Raw genomic sequence first — 21,705 nt, 5'->3', positions numbered from 1 at the left:
ATCAGCACCACCCTCGATCAGGCATAAAAAAACGCCGCTCATCTCACGATGGGCGGCGTTTTTTATTGCCTTGCAGCGTTAGGCTTGAACGACCGGGATCTTGGCGTTCGCAGCGGCTTCGCGGAACTCGGCGATCTGGTCGAAGGACAGGTAGCGGTAGACATCGGCCGCCATGCTGTCGATCTTGCCAGCGTATTCCATGTACTCCTCGACGGTCGGCAGGCGACCCAGGATCGAAGCAACGGACGCCAGCTCGGCCGAGGCCAGGTAGACGTTCGCGCCGTCGCCCAGACGGTTCGGGAAGTTACGCGTGGAAGTCGAGACCACGGTGCTGTTCGGCTCAACGCGTGCCTGGTTACCCATGCACAGCGAGCAGCCTGGCATTTCCATGCGTGCGCCAGCCTTGCCGTAGATGCCGTAGTAGCCTTCTTCGGTCAGTTGGTGAGCGTCCATTTTGGTCGGCGGCGACAGCCACAGACGGGTTGGCAGCTGACCCTTGACCTGATCCAGCAGTTTACCGGCAGCGCGGAAGTGACCAATGTTGGTCATGCACGAACCGATGAACACTTCGTCGATCTTCTCGCCAGCAACGCTGGACAGCAGACGGGCGTCGTCCGGATCATTTGGCGCGCAGAGTACAGGCTCGTTGATCTCGGCCAGATCGATTTCGATGACTTCGGCGTATTCGGCGTCGGCATCGGCTTCCATCAGTTCAGGGTTGGCGATCCAGGCTTCCATCGCTTGAGCGCGACGTTCCAGGGTACGCGCATCGCCGTAGCCTTCGCCGATCATCCAGCGCAGCAGGGTGATGTTGGACTGCAGGTACTCGGTGATCGACTCTTTCGACAGCTTGATGGTGCAACCGGCAGCCGAGCGTTCGGCCGAGGCGTCGGACAGTTCGAACGCCTGCTCCAGGGTCAGACCTTCCAGACCTTCGATTTCCAGGATGCGGCCGGAGAAGGCGTTTTTCTTGCCTTTCTTCTCGACGGTCAGCAGACCGTTTTGGATGGCGAAGTAAGGAATGGCATGAACCAGGTCACGCAGGGTGATGCCAGGTTTCATCTTGCCTTTGAAGCGCACCAGGATCGATTCCGGCATGTCCAGCGGCATCACGCCAGTGGCTGCAGCAAACGCTACCAGACCGGAACCGGCCGGGAACGAGATGCCCATCGGGAAACGGGTGTGCGAATCACCACCGGTACCAACGGTGTCCGGCAGCAGCATGCGGTTCAGCCACGAGTGGATGATGCCGTCGCCCGGACGCAGGGAAACGCCGCCGCGGGTCATGATGAAGTCAGGCAGGGTGTGGTGGGTGGTCACGTCGATCGGCTTTGGATAGGCCGCGGTGTGGCAGAAGGACTGCATCACCAGATCAGCGGAGAAGCCCAGGCACGCCAGGTCTTTCAGTTCGTCACGGGTCATCGGACCTGTGGTGTCCTGAGAACCCACGGTGGTCATCTTCGGTTCGCAGTAGGTGCCAGGACGCACGCCCTGGCCTTCCGCCAGACCGCAAGCCTTGCCGACCATTTTCTGCGCCAGGGTGAAGCCCTTGGTGCTTTCAGCCGGAGCTTCAGGCTTCTTGAACAGATCGAACGCCGGCAGACCCAGTTCGGCGCGAGCCTTCTCGGTCAGGCCACGGCCGATGATCAACGGGATACGACCGCCGGCACGGACTTCGTCCAGCAGCACCGGGGTTTTCATTTCGAAAGTGGTGATGACTTCGTCGGTACCGTGCTTGCAGACTTTGCCAGCGTGCGGGTACAGGTCGATCACATCGCCCATGTTCATGTTCGACACGTCGAACTCGATTGGCAGTGCGCCGGCATCTTCCATGGTGTTGTAGAAGATTGGAGCGATCTTGCTGCCGAAGCAGAAACCGCCAGCACGCTTGTTCGGCACGTACGGGATGTCGTCGCCGAAGAACCACAACACCGAGTTGGTCGCCGATTTACGCGAGGAACCGGTACCGACCACGTCACCGACGTAGGCGATCGGGAAGCCCTGGCCGCGCATTTCTTCGATCTGCTTCATCGGGCCGGTCTTGCCTTGCTCGTCCGGAACGATGCCGTCACGGGCCATTTTCAGCATGGCCAGGGCGTGCAGCGGGATGTCAGGTCGCGACCAGGCGTCTGGCGCAGGGGAGAGGTCGTCGGTGTTGGTTTCGCCGGTGACCTTGAATACGCGCAGGCTGATCTTGTCGGCCAGCACCGGGCGCTTCTTGAACCACTCGCCATCAGCCCAGGATTGCAGCACGGCTTTGGCGTGAACGTTGCCGTTCTTGGCTTTTTCAGCCACATCGTGGAAGGCGTCGAACATCAGCAGGGTGTGCTTGAGTTCTTCGGCGGCGACTGGCGCCAGCTCGGCGTCGTCCAGCAGTTCAACCAGAGTGACGATGTTGTAGCCGCCCTGCATGGTGCCAAGCAGTTCTACAGCGCGTTTCTTGTCCAGCAGAGGGGAGGAGGCTTCGCCCTTGGCCAGTGCAGACAGGAAGCCGGCCTTGACGTAGGCGGCTTCGTCCACTCCAGGCGGTACGCGGTTGGTGATCAGGTCAACGAGGAAAGCTTCTTCGCCAGCCGGAGGGTTTTTCAGCAGCTCGATCAGGCCTGCTGTTTGTTCGGCGTTAAGCGGCTGGGGAACGATACCCAGGGCTGCACGCTCTTCGATATGTTTGCGGTAGGCTTCAAGCACAGTTATTACCCTCATCAGTGGTCCCAAATGGGTGTCCGGGACGCTCGTCGCGAAATGCTCGTACTCATGCGCTGCGTGGCGTTGTGGGCCGCTTAGCCAGAATTACAGGGCATTCCTTACAGAAGCTGCTTTCAAAGTTTTACGCCTGCAGAACGGGGAGCTGATGAGGGTTGGCGTTGGGCTTTTCCCCGCTGGAAAAACCCTTCGCCAACACCGCTCTGAAGGAACGACTGTGCTCGTGACGCTTTGAAAACAGCTTCTAACGGACATTGGCGCCTTAAAAGGCTGGCTGATTCTACGGCAAAAAAAATTTAAAGGTAAGTCGCGCTCTATTGGACTTTCGTGGCAATCGGCGCGGTGGCAGCGAAGTCCCGGCGCGGTTTTGACCCTGAGCTCCGAGGGGTGATCAATGGCCGACAAAGGGCTAACATGCCGGTCTGTTCCGCGTTTCAGTGCCTTGCCTACCTTATGCCCAATCAGACCATCAAGACTCCCTGCGTCGGCCTCTGCTCCACTGTTTACGGTGACTTGGTCTGTCGTGGCTGCAAGCGTTTCCACCACGAAGTGATCCACTGGAATGGTTACGACGAGGAGCAGAAGCGCGCGGTGTGGCTGCGTCTGGAGCAGTTGCTGTCACAAGTGATGGCAGGCAAGGTCGAGATCTTCGACCCGGCGCTCCTGCGCCAACAGCTGGAACAGCGCAAGATCCGCTTCGTGCCGCATCAGTCGGAATATTGCTGGGCCTATCAGTTGATTGCCCGCGGCGCGCGGGTGATCGTTAATCTGGAAGCTTACGGGATGGTCTTGCTGCCGGAGTTTCGCGACTGGAACCTGCCGGAACTGCGCGATGCCATTGATCGGGAATTCTTCCTGCTGTCGGAAGCGCATTATCAGCGCTACATCGCCCCCGGGTTCCTCAAGGACGCCTTCGGCGCCTGAACATCAAAAGCTTCGCGAGCAGGCTCGCTCCCACAATGGAACGCATTTCCCTTGTAGGAGTGAGCCTGCTCGCGATAACGGTCATGCATTCAAAGAAGGTAGTGACTGACAGTACGCCATCGCGAGCAGGCTCACTCCTACAGGGGGCGCATTCCAGGCAACGATTCAGTGTTTCACCGCCAGCTCCACCAGATGATCTTCAACCTCCTGCGGTTTGAGCACCAGCACGTCGCTTTCCAGCGCATCGAGTACCGCTTCGGCGGTATTGCCGATCAGCGCGCCTGACAAGCCGCTGCGCGCCACGGTGCCAATCACCGTCACCGCCGCCTGCAGCTTGTGCGCCAGATACGGGATCAAGACGTCCGCCGGGCCTTCCTCAATGTGCAAATGCTCGTCATCAACATCGAATTCGGCCTGAAACGCCCGGCACTGTTCGCGATATTTGGCTTCTATCGTCGATTTGAGCTGGAAGGTCGGATCTGCCGCCGAGAGCATCGGCGACGGGTGCGCGGTGATTACATGCAGGTGCGCCTTGGCCAGGCTGGCGATGTCGTAGCCGTGATCAATGATCGTGGTGTGCAAATGCCGATGTTCGCCATCGGCATTGCCGACGTCGATTGCCGCCAGAATCACCCGGTCTTTCCATGAGCCCGTGGTTTTCACCAGCAGCACCGGGGTAGGGCAGTGGCGCAGCAGTTTCCAGTCCGCCGGGGTCAACAGAGCCTTTTTCAACGAGCTGTCGGGGAAATGCTGTTTGATCACCAGCCCGCAGCCCTCGGCCTGCTGCACATCGATGATGGTTTCGTGCAGGCTCTCGTTCCATGCCTGTTCGGTGGTCACGCTGTAGCCTTCGGCCAATAGCGCAGCCTTGAGCACGCTGAGCAGGCCGGCGTGGTCATGTTTCTTGTCGCACACCAGCAGATGCAGATGAGCCTGGGTCACGCCGGCGATCAGCTTGGCGCGTTTGAGCGCCAGGCTTTCCGCGTGTTCGGGTTCGATGACCACCAGAATGCTGCGAATGGCTTGCATGAGCGGAGTCTCCAGCAAAGAAAAGGCACGGCGTTGCACAACTATAGTTGCTGCGCGATCGTCTGCGACTTGATGCATATCAACGCCAGCCGCTGGTGGTCTGCGGGCAGGCCGGTATAATCGGCGCCCTTCGCTCGTAGACCTTTTGCCGTGAGCCCCATGATCCTTCCCGAAATCCACGAATTCCTTGGCTGCCGCACCCCCGACGCCTGGGTTCAGGCCGCCCTTGCCGATCAGGAAACCCTGCTGGTCGACCACAAGAACTGCGAGTTCAAGGCCGCCAGTACCGCCCTGAGTCTGATAGCCAAGTACCATTCCCACGTCGACCTGATCAACATGATGTCGCGTCTGGCCCGGGAAGAGCTGGTGCACCACGAACAAGTCATGCGCATCATGAAACGGCGCAAGATCGAGCTGCGTCAGCTGCATGCCGGTCGTTACGCCTCGGGTCTGCGCAAAGTCGTGCGCAGCCATGAGCCGGTGAAACTGGTCGATACGCTGGTGGTCGGCGCGTTTATCGAAGCGCGCAGTTGCGAACGCTTCGAGGCGCTGGTGCCGCATCTGGACGAAGAACTCGGCAAGTTCTACTTCGGCCTGCTGAAAAGCGAAGCGCGGCATTTTCAGGGTTATCTGAAACTGGCCTATCAATACGGCGAGGCGAAAGACGTCGCGCAGGTGATTGAAAAAGTCCGCGCCGCCGAGCAGGAATTGATCGAGTCGCCCGACGAAGAATTCCGCTTCCACAGCGGTGTGCCCGCCGCTGTTTGTTAAAAACTCTTAAAAACATGAAACATCAGCGAAAACCGGCCCCAGCGGCCGGTTTTTGCTGTCCTCGCCAATCGCTTGCCTGTTGATTGCCGCCATAATGCCGGCCACTTTCGACGAGGGTCAGATGGGCGTTATGGATAACCTGGGTTTTGGCAAAGTCCTGCTGGTGGAAGACGATGAGCGTCTGGCGGCGCTGATCGCGCACTTCCTCGAACAACATGGCTACGAGGTCCGCGTGGTGCATCGCGGCGATCTGGCCGTGGCGGCTTTTCTCGAATTCAAGCCCAAGGTGCTGGTGCTCGACCTGATGCTGCCGGGGCAGAGCGGGCTGCAGGTGTGCCGCGAGATTCGCAGCGTGTCGGACACGCCGATCGTGATGCTGACCGCCAAGGAAGACGACCTCGACCATATTCTCGGCCTCGAATCCGGCGCCGACGATTACCTGATCAAACCGATCAAGCCGCCAGTGCTGCTTGCGCGGCTGCGGGCATTGCAGCGGCGGCAGATGCCGGACAACAGCGTAGTGAGTTTTCTCGAGTTCGGTCTGTTGAGCATCGACCGCAGTTGCCGTGAAGTACGCCTGAGCGGCGAGCTCATCGAATTGACCACCATGGAATTCGAACTGCTGTGGTTGCTGGCCAGCGCGGCGGGCAAGATTCTTTCACGCGATGACATTCTCAATCGCATGCGCGGGATTGCCTTCGACGGGCTCAACCGCAGCGTCGACGTGTACATCAGCAAGTTACGCAACAAGCTCAAGGACAACCCGCGCGAACCGGTGTGCATCAAGACCGTGTGGGGCAAAGGTTATCTGTTCAATCCGTTCGCGTGGGAGCTGTAAATGCTGCGCTTGTTTCTCGGTTTGTTTCTGGTCATGACCCTCGGCCTGGTGGCGGCGTTGCAAACCGTCGAACATACGTTCAATGCGTTACTCGACAATCAGATGCAGGCTTACAACCGCGAAGCGGTGCGTGGGCAGGCGTGGTCGCTGGTCGATCATTTGCGCGGCACGCAGGGGGCGCAGCGTGAGCAGAAGCTCGACAGCTTACGCAAGCACTATGGACTTTCGCTCAGCCTGGTCGAGGCCGCACAACTGGCGCTGACGACGCAGGAAAAAGCCGAGCTGGCGCAGAATCTGCTGGTGATTCGCGACGATTACACCCAGTTCATCAGCAACATCGACGGCGGCTCGCAATTGCTCAGCATCAAGCTGCCGCCGGAGCCGAGCCTGATGCCGTTCTACATCAGTGCCGCCTACGTCATGCTCGCGGTGCTGATCGGCATCGTGCTGTTTTTCTGGGTGCGCCCGCACTGGCGCGATCTGGAAAAGCTGCGCATGGCCGCCGAGCGTTTTGGCGCTAACGATCTGTCGGTGCGTATTCAGTTGTCCAGGCGCTCGAACATTCGTGATCTGGCCGAACACTTCAACCTGATGGCGGCGCGCATCGAGGGCCTGATTGCCAATCAGCGTGAGTTGACCAATGCGGTATCCCACGAACTGCGCACGCCGATCGCGCGGTTGTCGTTTGAACTCGATCAGCTCAGACAGCAACCCGACGCCAGCCAGAATCGCGAGCTGATTGCCGACATGTACGCCGACCTGGGCGAGCTGGAGGAAATGGTTTCGGAGCTGCTGACCTACGCAAGTCTTGAGCACGGTGCCACGGTGATCAAACGGGAAAACATTCAAGCGGCGAATTGGCTCGACAGCGTGGTCGGCAGCGTCGCACTGGAGGCGGAGGCGGCCGGTATCGAGTTGCTGATCGGTGAATGCCGTGTCGACACCGTGCGCATCGAACCGCGCTTCATGGCGCGCGCGGTGATCAACCTTCTACGCAATGCCATTCGTTATGCCGAGGGGCGCGTTGAAGTGACGTTGGTGCGCAGCGGCGACGTGTACGAAGTGCGGGTCAGCGATGACGGGCCGGGCGTGCCGATCGATGGCCGGGAGAAAATCTTTGAGCCGTTCTCGCGACTGGATGCCAGCCGGGATCGGCGCACCGGTGGTTTTGGTTTGGGCCTGGCGTTGGTGCGGCGGGTGTCGCAGTCCCATGGCGGACAGGTTGAAGTGGGGGATTCGGCGTGGGGTGGGGCGGTGTTTCGGATGACCTGGGCGCATCTTGATTGATGACTGTCAGCTTCGTGTCTGCAATACACCCCCCTGTAGGAGTGAGCCTGCTCGCGATAGCGTTGGGTCAGACACACCAATGCTGACTGATCCACCGCTATCGCGAGCAGGCTCACTCCTACAGGGGGCACGGTTCAGCGGGTCACACCGAGGCGCTCATGCCACTGGGCAATCGACTCTTCAGGGTATTCGTCAAATTGCTGATCCCTGGCTTTCGCCTCGACTTCAACCCACGACGCTTTCGACCCGAGCATCAAATGCGTGTGCTCCGGCGGCACCGGCAGCGCTGTATCGATGGCCGAGGCAAACGGATGGATCAGCTCTGGCCATTCGGGGCTAAACAGCCACAAGCCGCTGCCGCACAGTGAGCAGAAATGCCGTTCGGCGCTGCTGCGATGGGCGCGTTGATCGCCGGGGTTTTTCATCTTCGCATGGTAGATGCTGATGTGTTTACGCCCGCGCACTCTGAGGCTGGTCGCATCGCCTCCGAGGTTGATCGCGTAACCGCCGCCGCCCTGGGTCTTGCGACAGATTGAGCAATAGCAGCGTTGATAAGGGTAGGGGTGGGCGCTGTCGAGGCTGAACGTGACCTCGCCGCAATGGCAGGAGCCTTCGAGGTGCATGGCCTTCTCCTGATGATGAATGTCTGCACAAGCCTAGAACATTGCGCGCGGTGTGATGCGCCGCCCGCGCGCAGCGTCTAGCCCCAGTGTCCCCGTGATCCCTTGGGGCGAGACTTCGAGACCCGGCATGCAAGCGCTGTTGAACGAGATTCTTGACGCTGTCCGCCCGTTGATCGGGCAGGGCAAAGTGGCTGATTACATCCCCGCCCTCGGCACCGTGCCGGCCAATCAACTGGGCATCGCCGTGTACGGTAATGACGGCGAAATGTACTGCGCCGGCGACGCCGAAACGCCGTTTTCGGTGCAGAGTATTTCCAAGGTGTTCAGCCTGGTGCAGGCGATCGATCATTCCGGCGAAGCGATCTGGGAACGCCTCGGTCACGAGCCGTCCGGGCAGCCGTTCAACTCGCTGGTGCAACTGGAATTCGAACGCGGTCGGCCACGCAATCCGTTCATCAATGCCGGCGCACTGGTGATCTGCGACATCAATCAGTCACGCTTCGCCGCGCCAACCTTGTCGATGCGCGACTTCGTTCGGCGTCTGTCGGGCAATCCGCAAATCATGATCGACGGCAAAGTCGCCGATTCCGAATACCAGCACCGCGCGCGCAATGCGGCGATGGCGTACCTGATGCAGTCGTTCGGCAATTTCCACAACGATGTCGAAGCGGTGCTGCGCAGCTATTTCAGCCACTGTGCGTTGCGCATGAACTGCATCGATCTGGCCCGGGCCTTCTGTTTTCTGGCCAATGACGGTTTCTGCAAACACAGCGGCGAGCAGATTCTGACGCCTCGGCAGACCCAGCAAGTCAATTCGATCATGGCCACCAGCGGGCTGTATGACGAGGCCGGCAACTTCGCCTACCGCGTTGGTTTGCCAGGCAAGAGCGGCGTCGGCGGCGGGATCGTCGCGGTGGTGCCAGGGCAGTTCACGGTTTGCGTGTGGTCACCGGAGCTCAATGCCGCCGGTAATTCGCTGGCGGGGATGGCGGCGCTGGAATTGCTCAGCTCACGGATCGGCTGGTCGGTGTTCTGACACTCACACAATTCCCTTATAGGAGTGAGCCTGCTCGCGATAGCGCCGGATCAGTCGCCATGGGTGTATCTGACCCACCGCTATCGCGAGCAGGCTCACTCCTACAAGGGTTTATTGGTGGATTGAAGAGGTGTATTTCGTCGGTTAATCCGCTACATTTTCCGGCCGCCCCCTGCATGGTGAATCCGCTTCATGTCTCTCGCGCTCGAACGTCTAGTCGCTGGCACGCCGATCCCTTTTGCTGGTAACCGCGTCACCGTGGTCAGCCCCGAACTGGCCGCGCGCTTTCAGCCCGGTGATCACCTGCTGGTCGAGCAGGTCAGTGGCGAGTTGCTGCTGATCCCCGTGACGGATCAGCGAGCGGCGTCGGTCGCGATCGAGCGTGCGGCAGCGGCATTCACGGCGTTGTCGGCGGTGAGCGACGAGGCGATCAGCGGGTTTTTCGACCTGTTTGCCCAGCGCCTGGAAGACCCGCAATGCTGGGCGCACATCGAAACCGCCAACCGCGCCGACATCGAACGCGCCAAGGCCCGCGGCCGCTCCACCACCCGACTGCTCGCCGACGAACGCATGCGCCGCGACATGATCGCCGGCCTGCGTGCCTGGCGTGATGCCGCAGCAACCCGCGGCAAAGTCATCAGCAGCGTCGAGCACGACGGCTGGAAGGTCGAGCAAGTGGTCGCGCCGCTGGGCATCGTTGCGTTTGTCTTTGAAGGCCGGCCGAACGTGTTCGCCGATGCCGCTGGCGTCCTGCGCACCGGCAACACCGCCGTGCTGCGTATCGGCAGCGATGCCCTGGGCACCGCGCAAGCGATCGTCACCCACGCCTTGAATCCGGCACTAGTCGCGGCCGGTCTGCCGGAGGGCGCGGTGTCGCTGGTGGAAAGTGTCAATCACGCCGCCGGTTGGGCGATGTTCGCTGACCGCCGCTTGTCGTTGGCGGTGGCGCGGGGATCGGGGCGTGCGGTCAGTCAACTCGGCAGCATCGCCCAGCAGGCCGGCACCGCGGTCAGCCTGCACGGCACCGGTGGCGCATGGCTGATCGCCGATCTAGCCGCCGACGCCGAGCGCTTTGCTGCGGTGGTGCGCCATTCGCTGGACCGCAAAGTCTGCAACACCCTCAACGTTTGCCTGATCCAGCGTGATCGCGCTGCTGAGCTGGTACCGCTATTCCTCGATGCCTTGAAACAGGCCGGTACTGCGCGCGGCCAGGTCTGCAAGTTGCACATCGTCGAAGGCAGCGAAGGTTGCTTGCCGAGTGAATGGCAGAACGCAACGGTCGAGGTTTACCGCGCCGAGGGCTACCAGACTGAAGCGCTCGCCGAACCGCTGGCGCAAGCGCAGCTGGGCCGCGAGTGGGAGTGGGAGGAAACTCCGGAAGTCAGCCTGATGATCGTCGACGATCTGGATCAGGCGATTGCCTTGTTCAACCGCTACAGCCCGCAATTCACTGTGTCGTTGATCAGCGAGGATGCCGCCGTCCATGAGCGTTTCTACAACGCGGTCAACGCGCCGTTCGTGGGCAATGGCATCACCCGTTGGGTCGATGGCCTGTACGCGCTGAACAAGCCCGAGCTGGGCCTTTCCAACTGGGAGAGCGGGCGCTTGTTTGCGCGCAGTGCGATTCTTTCCGGGGATGGCGTGTTCACCGTGCGCAGCCGCATGACGCAGGTTGATCTCACGGTAAAGCGCTGACACCTGCGCGTTGATCGAACGGTAAAACGCTGATCCCTGCACGTTGATCGTTCCCACGCTCCGCGTGGTAACGCAGCCCGTGACGCTCCGCGTCACTGGACGCAGAGCGTCCCCGGAGGCATTCCCCCGCAGAGCGTGGGAACGATCAGTCATGCTGCGTTATTAGCCTGTGCATGCACCGCGCAAGTCGTCGGTTGCTCGGCCAGCGGCACAAAGGTGCGGCGGTCCGAAGACAGCGCATCGATCGAGCCGGTCTCGATGTCGTACACCCAGCCATGCAGATTCAACAGGCCTTTTTCCTGCGCCAGGCGTACGCTCGGGTGAGTCTGGATATTCGCCAGTTGTGCAATCACATTCTCGCGCACCATCGAACTCAACTTCGCCGAATCATTGGCATGCGCTCGCGCTTCGTTGACCACTTTCGCTGATTCGGCATGCTGCAGCCAGCCACTGACCGCCGGCAGGTGGTCCATGCATTTGCACTGAGCGATCGCAGTCATCGCGCCACAGTCCGAATGCCCGCAAATCACGATATCACTCACGCCGAGTACCGCCACCGCATATTCCACCGTCGCCGAAACCCCGCCTGGATGCGGGCTGTAGGACGGCACGATGTTGCCGGCGTTGCGGATCACGAACAGCTCGCCGGGTTCTTGCTGGGTCAGCAGTTCCGGCACCACACGGCTGTCGGAACAGGTGATGAACAAGGTGCCGGGCTGCTGCGTGGTGGCCAGGTGACGGAACAGTTCGCTGCGTTGCGGAAAGGCTTCGTTCTGAAATTTCAGGAAGCCGTCGATCAGGGCTTGCATGGGCGTGTCCTCTATAAGGCGATCGAATGGCCCGCATCCGGGATGCGGGCCGGGGCAATCAGAACGGACGCAGCGGCAGGAACTTGCCGTCGAGGGTGACCACGGCGCGGGAGCCACCTTCAGGGTCGTCGACTTTCTTGATGTCGAGTTTGAAGTTGATCGCGCTGATGATGCCGTCGCCGAACTGCTCATGGACCAGCGCTTTGAGCGTGGTGCCGTAGATCTGGATCATCTCGTGAAAGCGGTAGATGGTCGGGTCGGTCGGAACGCCGTTGAGGCTGCCGCGCAGCGGGATGATCTGCATCGCGGCGACGTCCTCCACGCTCAGCTCCAGCTTGTCACCGACCACTTTTGCGGCGTTTGCCGGCAGTGGGTGCTGGCCGAGCAGGGCGGCGGTGACGTAGGCCAGGCTCAGGCCGGTGCCATCGGCGAGATCCTGCCACGACAGATCCTCGCGCGCCTTGGCGTCGAGGATGCGGGTAGTCAGGGCCAGGCTGGTGTCGTTGTAGGCGTGGGACTGTTGCATGATGTCACTCCTTTCAGGGTTGGCTTGCTGTGTGGGAGTGATCTTGTGCCGATTGATCCATAGCGTCCAAGACCGATATACAATGCCAAGCATTAGTCCTGCCTATAGTTGGTGCGCCCGATGTTGTTGCGACATTTGCGGTATCTGCTGGCGATTGCCGATCACGGCGGTTTCACCCGTGCCGCCGAAGCGCTGCATGTGTCGCAGCCGACCCTGTCGCAGCAGATCCGCCAGCTGGAAGAAACCCTCGGCGTAACGCTGTTCGATCGCACCTCGCGCACCGTCAGACCCACCGATGCCGGCGCGGCGTACATCGAATGTGCGCGGCGCGTGCTGGTAGAGCTGGAAGCGGGTAAGCGCGCCTTGCATGACGTTAAGGATTTGTCGCGCGGGACGTTGCGTCTGGCCATGACGCCGACGTTCATGGCGTACCTGGTCGGGCCGCTGGTGCGGGATTTCGCGGCGCGGTATCCGGGAATTCATCTGCAGATTTTCGAGTTGTCGATGGACGATATCGAGGCCGGGCTGGCGGATGACTCGCTGGATATTGCGATTGCGTTTACGCCGGTGCGCAGTCCTGATATCGAATGTATTCCGGCGTTTACCGAAACGCTGGCGATCATGGTCGGGCGTGAGCATCCGCTGTATGCCAGCAACTTGCGGTTACTGGCAGAGGACATTGCTCAGCTGGATTTCGCCTTGCTGGCGCCTGAGTTCATTACGCGGTTGTCGGTGGACGAGTACTTTCGACAGCAGGGCATTACGCCGAAGGTGCACATTGAGGTGAATTCGGTGAGCACGTTGCTGGAAGTGGTGCGGTGTTCGCCGCTGGCAACGATGTTGCCGCAGGCGATCGCTACAGAGGACCGGGCGTTGCGCCGGTTGCGTGTCGAAGCGGAAGCGCCGCAGCGTGGGGCGGCGATTTTGCGACGGCGTAATAATTATCACAGTGCGGCGGCGCTGGCGTTTGTGGAGTTGGTGCTGGGCCTGAAAAGCCCCTCACCCTAACCCTCTCCCTGTATGTACCGGAGACATGGTGGACACATGTTCGGAGACATGGTGGACGGTTTTAGATCTTCTTACCTGCCGTCACGACCTGCAAGTTCAAGTCGATTCGAGCGACACGATGTCTACTCCAGTAGACATCGTGGATGCCGTCCTCCGTCGTCTCCCTGATCGCTATGCACCTGCCATAAAAAGCCTTTCCAATCTTGTATTCCCGATTCCTCCAAAAGATTTCGCCTCCCACCTGTACCTTCCTGACCACATCCGCGTCGCTGTACTCCGGTTCCGCCGGTCGCTCCTGATATTCCCTTGGGCTGCCACTGTAACGAGCCGCCGGCACCGCCATGCCCAGCGCCTGATGAGGGCGTTTTTGGTTGTAGATGTCGCGCCAGGTATCAAACGCCCGTTGTGCGTCGTCGAGATCGGTGAAAAACCGGCCTTGCAGGACTTCATTTTTCAGGCTGCGGTGGAAGCGCTCCAGTTTTCCCTGAGTCTGAGGATGATAAGGCCGGGAGTGACCGACCTTAATGCCCTGGCTCATCAGCCAGACTTCCAGCGCAGTATAAACGCCAGTCTGATCGCCCCATGGCGAGCCGTTGTCCATCGTCATGCGCAACGGCAGGCCGTAGCGTCGAAACGTCCGGATTAGATGGTCTTGTACAGTTTGGCGCTGTTCATTGGCACATGCGGCAATGCATAGCGAAAAGCGTGAGTGGTCGTCCAGTATTGTGAATGGATGGCAGCGTCCGTGGCTCAGACTGAAATGTCCCTTGAAGTCGATCTGCCATAGATCGTTAGGCGCTTCGTGCTCAAAGCGGATAAATGGTTTGATCTCGGTAGCCTTTGGATCAACACGCGAATGACGCTGCAAAACCGCATGCACAGTGCTGACAGAGGGCATCACAGCGCCTTCATCTTCCAGCACGCGCTTGAGCTTGCGGGCACCCCAGGCCTCGTATCGCTGACTCATGGTCAGAATCCGCTGCTCAACCTCATCAGCACAACGTTTCGGTGATGTTTTCGGTCGACGGGACTGATCGTGCAACCCCTCTACACCTGATATTTCAAACCTGTTGAGCCATTTGTAGGCAGTACTTGGGCTGATATTGAATCGACGGCAAAGCTGCCGAACATTCGCTCCTTCTTGCCGAGCTAAATGCACAAACTCTGTACGAAGTTGCATGGTGGATGCCTCTTGCCAGGACACAGGTCATCTCCTTGATGATGAGCAATGTGCCTATTAAAAAGTGTCCACCATGTCTCCGAACACCTGTCCACCATGTGTCCGGTACATACACTCCCCGGGGGAGAGGGGACTGACCGAGGTGTTTGGGCAAGATACGTCGACCTGAAAGTCCTGAGCCGAACGCGAATTTCGAATCCATCATAGATCGGCTCCCTCTCCCTCGGGAGAGGGCTGGGGTGAGGGGCTACAATTTCAATCACGCCAAATCAATGCAAGCGAACAAAAAAGGCCTGCTTCCGTTAAGGAAGCAGGCCTTTCGATTAAATAATTGCTAACTCAATACAACCGATCAATCACCCGAACTTCATTATTGTTCTGCATCGAATCCCATGCCTGTTTCAGCGTCTGCAGAACATTGCCAATAAAGTCCCTGTCGGCCGCTGCCTTCTTGCCGACATAACCGTGGCCGCGCCGGTACATCTTCAGGCGGGCCGCCAGGTTCTGGTTGTTCCGGTCGAATTCTTCTTCACCAGCATGGGGCGACAGGCAGTCGATATGCACCTGACCCGACTTGCTGATCCACAGAATATGGCTGTCATGGCTGTCTTTTTGCGCAGCGAACATACGAGCCAGTTCTTCGACAGTGGGTTGATTGTTCAGATTCATGATTATTGCCCCTTGACCAGTCTGGTGATCTTTCAAAGTTGATTCGCTAATACAGTTAGCCCATCGGTTAGTTGATCCCTGGCACCGAAACCAGGACGTCAGCGCTCGCCCGTTGAAGAACGGGGTCGTGCATCTGTTGCATGTAGTCGTGTTGAATAACTGCTACGCAATAGCGTCACAACGAGGAGAAGCAGCGAAAACCGGGAGGCGCATTGCCGACGTTTCAGCGTCGACCACAAGCATCTTGAGAATTTTCGCCAGCGCTTCTCGTCCTTGTACTGGACGTTCAGGCCAGGTCAGCTTCTTCAATCTGCCTTGTGGGCAGCGTGTATCCGGAAAAAACAACTCGGCGGTCAGACGAGTTTGCTCAAGCGTGTTACCAGCGTTCCCGATCGGGGAACGTCTTCATCATGCAAAAGCAAAACGATGCCGTCAACGGTTTTGTAGTGATTATTTTCAAGCACTACATATTGTCGGACAAAGCGCTTTTGGAATGAGAAAAGATCCGCGATGCGAACGGAATCGGGGAACCGTGAGGGGCTTAGCGGGTCGCCGGGCGGGCCGTGCGCTTGCGTGCGGTGGGGGTTTTGCTGGTGGTCGACTTGCGCTTTTTCTTCCACGGCGCCGCGGCTTTACCGGCGGGAGGCGGGCCGCTGATGGTCAGGCTCAGGCCGGAGCAACGGGTAACCTGCTTGCTCATCCATGCCGCTTGTTTGGTGACGAATTCTTCCAGGCTCATCTCGCCGCTCTGCACCATGTCCAGTGCCTGCTCCCAGATCGCCGTGGTGCCGGGGTCGGCAATTGCGCGAGGTACCGCATCGATCAGGCTGAACGCGGCCGGCGTGGCGGCGAGCGCCTTGCCGTTTTTCACCAGATAACCGCGGTCAATCAAGCCCTGAATGATCGAGGCGCGGGTGGCTTCGGTGCCGATCCCGGTGGTGTCCTTGAGTTTCTGTTTGAGCAGCGGATCTTCCACCAGTCTGGCGACGTTTTTCATCGCCTTGATCAGATCGCCTTCGGTGTAGGGTTTCGGCGGTTGCGTCCATAGGTCCTTGAGCTTGACCTCGGCGACGGCGCATTCGGCGCCCTGGCTGAGTGCCGGCAAGGTCTGCGGCGCGGCAGCCTCGCGACCCTTGGCCGGTGCCAGTGCTTCGGGCAACGCGCGTTTCCAGCCCGGCTCGATGATCTGCTTGCCGACTGCGCGCAGCGCTTGACCAGCGCAATCGAAATCGGCCTGGGTGCGATCGTATTCATGATTGGGCAGAAACTGCGCCAGATAGCGTGCGCGAATCAGCGTGTACACCGCGCGATGCTTGCCGGTCAGGCGCTCGAGGTTTTTCGCCGCGGCGGTGGGGATGATGCCATGGTGAGCGCTGACCTTGGCGTCGTTCCATGCGCGTGAACGGCGCTGTGGTTCGAGATGGTCTCGTAGCGCTTCGAGGCCCGGATCGGCCTGACGCAACGCCGAAAGAATGCCCAGCGCTTCGCTGTGCTGGCTCAGCGGCAGGTAACCGCAATCGCTGCGCGGGTAAGTGATGACTTTGTAGGTTTCGTACAACGCCTGGGCGATATCGAGGGTTTCCTGCGCGCCGAGGCCGAGTTTCTTCGAGCAGACTTCCTGCAGGGTGCCGAGATCGAAGGGCAGGGGCGCCACTTCGCGCATGCGCTCGGTTTTCAGTTTGACCACCCGCGCACTGGTCGCACTGCCGATCGCCGCCGCTGCCTGCTGGGCCAGCGCCTGATTCAGGCAGCGCTCCTGATCGTCACAGGCGTCCGTCGGCGCGCGCCACTGCGCGGTAAACCGCGTGCCGTCGTGCAGCAGATCGACATCGATCGCCCAGAACGGCACGGGCACGAAATCGGCGATGCTGCGGTCGCGATCCACCACCAGCCGCAAGGTCGGCGTTTGCACCCGGCCTACCGGCAGCACGCCTTGATAACCCGACTGGCGGCCGAGCAGGGTAAACAGGCGGCTCATGTTCATGCCGATCAGCCAGTCCGTCCGCGAACGGCCCAGTGCCGAGTGATACAGGCTGAAGGTCTCTGCGCCCGGCTTGAGTGTGGCGAGCGCCTTGCGGATCGAGGCTTCGTCCAGTGCCGACAGCCACAAACGGCGGATCGGCCCTCGATAGCGGCAATGCTCGACCAGTTCCCGGGCGATCATCTCGCCCTCACGGTCGGCGTCGGTGGCGATGATCAGTTCGCTGGCCTCGCCGAGCAGGCGTTTCACCGCTTTGAACTGGCCGGCGGTGCGCGGCTTGACGGTCATTTTCCATTTTTCCGGAATGATCGGCAGGTCCGCCAGCACCCAGCGTTTGTAGCGCGCGTCGTAGGCGTCCGGCGGCGCGGTTTCGAGCAGATGGCCGATGCACCAGGTCACCGTGACGTCCGTTCCCAGCCAGCAGCCATCGCCCCGACGCCGGGCGCCGAGCACGGCCGCGATATCTTTGGCCTGGGAGGGTTTTTCACAGAGGTACAACCGCATAGCCACCATCGTCGATCAGCGTTTGAACAGGTGCACAGAATGGCCGGACTTGGCGGTGGGGGCAACTTTTATCTGTATGGATATACATGTAAAAGTTGCCGGCCCTTGCCCTCACCCTGGCCCTCTCTCTGAGGGCCAGGGGACTGATTGGGGGGAGGCGCTTCGCCGTTCGGCTGCAATCCCGTCTTCATCAGGCGCCATCAGCTATACCTGAACCGTCTCTTCGCCGTATTCAGGAGAACCCCATGAAAAGCCCCAGCCCCGTGATCAACCTCGAACAGCTCGCCGGCTGCCTGGTGGTGAAATTCCACGGCATCCAGGTGGCCGCATCTTCCCACGTGCTGGTCCTCAAAGAAGCCAATTACCCGCCGGTGTATTACCTGCCGCGCGAAGACATCGACGAGAAATATTTCGCCCGCACCGATCACACCAGCTATTGCCCGTACAAGGGCGATGCCAACTACTTCAGTTTGCAGGTGCCGGGGCATGAGCAGCCGAATGCGGTGTGGACGTACGAGAACCCGAAAGTGTCGGTGGCACCGATCCGCGACTATGTGGCGTTCTATCCGGATCAGGTGAAATTCGAGGTGATCAAGGCCGATGCCTGAGCAAAGAACGGCGAGAGCGGGAACGCTCTCGCCGGCAGCGGTTTCAGTTCTTGTCGAGGTCGATGTTCTTCGTCTCACGCAGGCAGATCATGCCCACCACCAGGCTGACCCCGGTAATCAATACCGGATACCACAGCCCGTAAAAGATATCGCCGGTGTACACCACCAGGGCAAACGACACCGTCGGCAGGAAACCGCCGAACCAGCCGTTGCCGATGTGGTAGGGCAGCGACATCGAGGTGTAGCGGATGCGCGTCGGGAACAGCTCGACCATCAGCGCCGCCAGTGGCCCGTAGCACATCGCCGAGATGATGATCAGCGCCACGATCAGGGCGACGATCATTGGCTTGTTGATCTGCTGCATGTCGGCCTGTTGCGGGTAGCCGGCGAGGGTGATCGCGCCGCGCAGGGCGGCTTCATCGAAGCCGTCGAGTTTGACGTCGCCGACACTGACCTGCACGCCGCTGCCCGCCGGGGCGGCGACGCTGGAGTAGGGCAGGCCTTGTTTGACCAGGAAGGTCTTGACCTTGTCACACGGGCTGTCGAATTTGGCTTTGCCCACCGGATCGAACTGGAAGGTGCAGGTCGCCGGGTCTGCCGTCACGGTGATCGGCGCCTGACGGCTGGCCAGATCGATCGCCGGGTTGGCGTAATGCGCGAGGGATTTGAAGATCGGAAAGTACAGCGCGGTGGCCAGCAGCAAGCCCAGCATCAACACCGGTTTGCGCCCGACCTTGTCCGACAGCCAGCCAAAGAAAATGAAGAACGGCGCGCCGATGACCACGCTGACAATCAGCAGGCTGTTGGCCAGCGCCGGGTCCATTTTCAGGAACTGGGTGAGGAAAAACAGCACGTAGAATTGCGCCGCATAAAACGTCACCGCTTGCCCGGCGTTGATGCTGAACAGGGCGATCAGCACGACTTTGAGGTTTTCCCATTTGCCGAAGGATTCGCGAATCGGCGCTTTCGAAGTTTTGCCTTCCTCCTTCATTTTCAGGTAGGCCGGCGACTCGTGCAGGCTCAGTCGGATCCAGGTGGAAATGCCCAACAGCACGATCGACAGCAGAAACGGAATACGCCAGCCCCAGACTTCAAACTGGTCGCCGGTGAAATAACGGCAACCGAGTACCACCAGCAGCGACAGCAACAGACCGAGGGTGGCGGTGGACTGAATCCAGCTGGTGTGGAAACCGCGCTTGCCGATCGGCGCGTGCTCGGCCACGTAAGTCGCCGCGCCGCCATATTCGCCCCCGAGCGCCAGCCCCTGCAGCATCCGCAGCACCACCAGAATGATCGGCGCGGCAATGCCGATGCTGGCGTAAGTCGGTAGCAGGCCGACGCAGAACGTCGCCACGCCCATCAGAATGATCGTCGCCAGAAACGTGTACTTGCGCCCGATCATGTCGCCCAGTCGCCCGAACACCAGCGCACCGAACGGCCGCACGATGAAGCCGGCGGCGAACGCCATCAGGGCAAAGATGAACGCCGTGGTGTCATTGACCCCGGCAAAGAACTGCTTGCTGATCACTGCCGCGAGCGCGCCGTAAAGGAAGAAGTCATACCACTCGAACACCGTCCCGAGGGACGAGGCGAAGATGACTTTTTGCGTGGCATTGCTGGTCTCGGCGCTGCTCGCAGCGTCCAGCGGCTGAGCGTGTTCTGACATGTCGGTATCCCTCACAGTGATTGTTTTTGTTGTTCCACTGGTGTTGCGTGTCCCGGTGTTGCGCGATGTCTTTGAATCTGACGCGGTCCCTTGTAGGAGTGAGCCTGCTCGCGATGGCGGTGTGTCAGCCAGCGCAAATGTTGAATGTTATTCCGTCATCGCCAGCAGGCTGGCTCCCACAGTTACGGTGTTCACAGGTGGCGAAAGAATCAGCTGCGCAGCCTTCTCGCCAATCATCAGCGTAGGCGAACAGGTGTTGCCGGAGATGATCCGCGGCATGATCGACGCATCGGCCACGCGCAAACCGGGCACGCCGTGCACACGCAGTTGCGCATCGACTACCGCATCGCCGTCGTTGCCCATGCGACACGTGCCGACCGGATGGAAAATCGTCGTGCCGATTTTCGCTGCGGCTTCGTGCAGTTGCTCTTCGGTTTGCAGGCTGTCGCCCGGCAGATACTCGACCGGTTTGAAGGCTCGCAGGGCAGGGGCGCTGACGATGCGTCGGGTCAAGCGAATCGCGTCCGCAGCCACGCGCAGATCTTCGGGGTGGCTCAAATAATTGGGGTTAATCAGCGGCGGCTGCTGCGGGTCCGCTGAACGGATTTCAATGCGCCCGCGACTTTGCGGGCGCAGGTCGCACACCGAGGCGGTGAATGCCGGGAAGCTGTGCAACGGCTCGCCAAAACGCTCCAGCGACAGCGGCTGAACGTGGTATTCGAGATTCGCCGACGTCTGCTCCGGCCCCGAACGCGCAAACGCGCCCAGCTGACTCGGCGCCATCGACAGCGGCCCGCTGCGGTCATACAGATAACGCAGGCCCATGCCCATCTTGCCCCAGACACTGCCGGCGATCTGGTTCAGCGTGCGGGCATTTTCAAGTTTGTAGATCAGCCGCAGTTGCAGGTGATCCTGCAGGTTGCCGCCGACGCCTGGCAGTTCATGAATCACGCCGATGCCCAAGCGTTCGAGCAGGGGTCGAGGGCCAATTCCGGAGCGCTGCAGAATGCTCGGCGAACCCACCGACCCGGCGCACAGGACGATCTCCTTGCGCGCCTTGAACTGTTTGATCTGGCCTTCATGCCGCGCGCTGACTTTCGAGGCGCGACCATCCTCCAGCAGCACGCGATCGACCTCGACGCCGGTCAGTACGGTCAGATTTGCGCGGTTGCGCAGTGGTTTCAAAAACGCCTTGGCCGCGTTCCAGCGCACCCCGGCTTTCTGGTTGACCTGAAAGTAGCCACAACCCTCGTTGTCGCCCTGATTGAAGTCGCTGACGCTGGCAATTCCGCTCTGCTCGGCGGCGCTGCGAAAGGCATCGAGAATCGGCCACGACAAGCGCTGCTGCTCGACCCGCCATTCGCCCTGGGCGCCATGAAAATCAGCGGCGCCGGCAAAGTGGTTTTCGCTCTGTTTGAACAGTGGCAGGACATCATTCCACGCCCAGCCCGGATTGCCCTCGGCGGCCCAGCCGTCGTAGTCGCTGGCCTGGCCGCGCATGTAGATCATGCCGTTGATCGACGAGCAACCGCCGAGCACTTTGCCGCGCGGATAGCTCAGCGCACGGCCGTTGAGCCCGGTCTGTTCTTCGGTTTTGAAACACCAGTCGGTGCGTGGGTTACCGATGCAGAACAGGTAACCGACCGGGATGTGAATCCACGCATAGTTGTCGCGCCCGCCGGCTTCGAGCAACAGCACGCGGCGCTGCGGGTCCGCTGAAAGTCGATTGGCCAGCACACAGCCGGCCGGGCCGGCGCCGACCACGATGTAGTCGTATTCATCGAGGGAAGACTGCATTCCCTGACCTCGCTTTTTGTTTTTATTGTCGGACACTCTAGTTGTTAGCTT

Annotated in this window: 18 protein-coding genes; 8 read left to right on the top strand and 10 right to left on the bottom strand. The window is 60.2% G+C overall.

The genetic code is table 11. From position 1 onward, the window contains the following. Positions 1-78: 78 nt before the first annotated feature. A complete protein-coding gene (acnB, locus tag J3P75_RS17095) occupies positions 79-2,688 on the bottom strand; it encodes a bifunctional aconitate hydratase 2/2-methylisocitrate dehydratase (RefSeq protein ID WP_101155229.1) in 2,610 nt (869 codons plus the stop codon). Positions 2,689-3,156: 468 nt separating this feature from the next. Here acnB and J3P75_RS17090 point away from each other — a divergent pair, with 468 nt between their 5' ends. Next, positions 3,157-3,627, top strand: a complete 471-nt coding sequence (locus J3P75_RS17090) for a DUF1289 domain-containing protein (protein WP_434707552.1) — start codon at positions 3,157-3,159, stop codon at positions 3,625-3,627. A gap of 165 nt (positions 3,628-3,792) precedes the next feature. On the opposite strand, the gene J3P75_RS17085 is transcribed toward J3P75_RS17090, so the two are convergent. Beyond that, entirely contained in the window at positions 3,793-4,656 is an 864-nt protein-coding gene (locus J3P75_RS17085; protein ID WP_090282795.1) for a universal stress protein, read from the bottom strand. 159 nt (positions 4,657-4,815) lie between these two features. Here J3P75_RS17085 and J3P75_RS17080 point away from each other — a divergent pair, with 159 nt between their 5' ends. The 3 genes from J3P75_RS17080 (at position 4,816) to J3P75_RS17070 (ending at position 7,552) form a co-directional block, all read left to right on the top strand. Beyond that, complete coding sequence (locus J3P75_RS17080) at positions 4,816-5,427, top strand: tRNA-(ms[2]io[6]A)-hydroxylase (protein ID WP_434707551.1); 612 nt, start codon at positions 4,816-4,818, stop codon at positions 5,425-5,427. A 130-nt stretch (positions 5,428-5,557) separates the two neighbouring features. After that, positions 5,558-6,265, top strand: a complete 708-nt coding sequence (locus tag J3P75_RS17075; protein WP_434598414.1) for a response regulator — start codon at positions 5,558-5,560, stop codon at positions 6,263-6,265. Further along, positions 6,266-7,552, top strand: a complete 1,287-nt coding sequence (locus tag J3P75_RS17070; protein ID WP_434707550.1) for an ATP-binding protein — start codon at positions 6,266-6,268, stop codon at positions 7,550-7,552. Between the two features lie 134 nt (positions 7,553-7,686). On the opposite strand, the gene J3P75_RS17065 is transcribed toward J3P75_RS17070, so the two are convergent. Continuing rightward, positions 7,687-8,175 carry a GFA family protein gene (locus tag J3P75_RS17065; RefSeq protein ID WP_434707549.1) on the bottom strand — a complete coding sequence of 163 codons (489 nt, stop codon included), beginning with the start codon at positions 8,173-8,175 and terminating at the stop codon, positions 7,687-7,689. A gap of 127 nt (positions 8,176-8,302) precedes the next feature. On the opposite strand from J3P75_RS17065, the gene glsB reads away from it, so the two are divergent. Then, complete coding sequence (gene glsB / locus J3P75_RS17060; RefSeq protein ID WP_434707548.1) at positions 8,303-9,211, top strand: glutaminase B; 909 nt, start codon at positions 8,303-8,305, stop codon at positions 9,209-9,211. 192 nt (positions 9,212-9,403) lie between these two features. Next, positions 9,404-10,906, top strand: a complete 1,503-nt coding sequence (locus tag J3P75_RS17055; RefSeq protein ID WP_434707547.1) for an aldehyde dehydrogenase family protein — start codon at positions 9,404-9,406, stop codon at positions 10,904-10,906. Positions 10,907-11,055: 149 nt separating this feature from the next. Here the strand turns inward: J3P75_RS17055 and J3P75_RS17050 are convergent, their stop codons facing one another. Together J3P75_RS17050 and cynS are read right to left on the bottom strand one after the other, a co-directional pair. Next, positions 11,056-11,715, bottom strand: a complete 660-nt coding sequence (locus tag J3P75_RS17050; protein WP_434707546.1) for a carbonic anhydrase — start codon at positions 11,713-11,715, stop codon at positions 11,056-11,058. A gap of 58 nt (positions 11,716-11,773) precedes the next feature. Further along, on the bottom strand, positions 11,774-12,241 hold the full coding sequence (cynS, locus tag J3P75_RS17045) for a cyanase (protein WP_434707544.1): 468 nt from the start codon (positions 12,239-12,241) through the stop codon (positions 11,774-11,776). Between the two features lie 120 nt (positions 12,242-12,361). On the opposite strand from cynS, the gene cynR reads away from it, so the two are divergent. Continuing rightward, the gene (gene cynR / locus J3P75_RS17040) at positions 12,362-13,249 is read left to right on the top strand and encodes a transcriptional regulator CynR (protein WP_434707543.1); all 888 of its coding nucleotides are present in this window, start codon (positions 12,362-12,364) and stop codon (positions 13,247-13,249) included. A gap of 61 nt (positions 13,250-13,310) precedes the next feature. On the opposite strand, the gene J3P75_RS17035 is transcribed toward cynR, so the two are convergent. The 3 genes from J3P75_RS17035 to J3P75_RS17025 form a co-directional block, all read right to left on the bottom strand. Further along, positions 13,311-14,453 (bottom strand): IS481 family transposase, encoded by a 1,143-nt coding sequence (locus J3P75_RS17035; protein WP_434707542.1) that lies wholly within the window; start codon positions 14,451-14,453, stop codon positions 13,311-13,313. 315 nt (positions 14,454-14,768) lie between these two features. Next, entirely contained in the window at positions 14,769-15,098 is a 330-nt protein-coding gene (locus J3P75_RS17030) for a hypothetical protein (protein ID WP_434707541.1), read from the bottom strand. Positions 15,099-15,639: 541 nt separating this feature from the next. After that, complete coding sequence (locus tag J3P75_RS17025; protein ID WP_434707540.1) at positions 15,640-17,583, bottom strand: DNA topoisomerase III; 1,944 nt, start codon at positions 17,581-17,583, stop codon at positions 15,640-15,642. A gap of 245 nt (positions 17,584-17,828) precedes the next feature. Here J3P75_RS17025 and J3P75_RS17020 point away from each other — a divergent pair, with 245 nt between their 5' ends. Continuing rightward, a complete protein-coding gene (locus J3P75_RS17020) occupies positions 17,829-18,191 on the top strand; it encodes a DUF427 domain-containing protein (protein ID WP_434589779.1) in 363 nt (120 codons plus the stop codon). Between the two features lie 43 nt (positions 18,192-18,234). Here J3P75_RS17020 and J3P75_RS17015 read toward each other — a convergent pair whose 3' ends face one another. Beyond that, positions 18,235-19,857, bottom strand: coding sequence for an MFS transporter (locus tag J3P75_RS17015; protein ID WP_434589776.1), 1,623 nt, complete (start codon positions 19,855-19,857; stop codon positions 18,235-18,237). Between the two features lie 147 nt (positions 19,858-20,004). Then, positions 20,005-21,654 (bottom strand): GMC family oxidoreductase, encoded by a 1,650-nt coding sequence (locus J3P75_RS17010; protein WP_434707539.1) that lies wholly within the window; start codon positions 21,652-21,654, stop codon positions 20,005-20,007. Positions 21,655-21,705: the final 51 nt, after the last annotated feature.

The sequence above is a fragment of the Pseudomonas sp. R1-1 genome, assembly GCF_051132135.1.
Lineage (GTDB): Bacteria > Pseudomonadota > Gammaproteobacteria > Pseudomonadales > Pseudomonadaceae > Aquipseudomonas.
The sequence above is the reverse complement of the archived record's forward strand: the minus strand, read 5'-3'. Positions and strand labels throughout refer to the sequence as shown.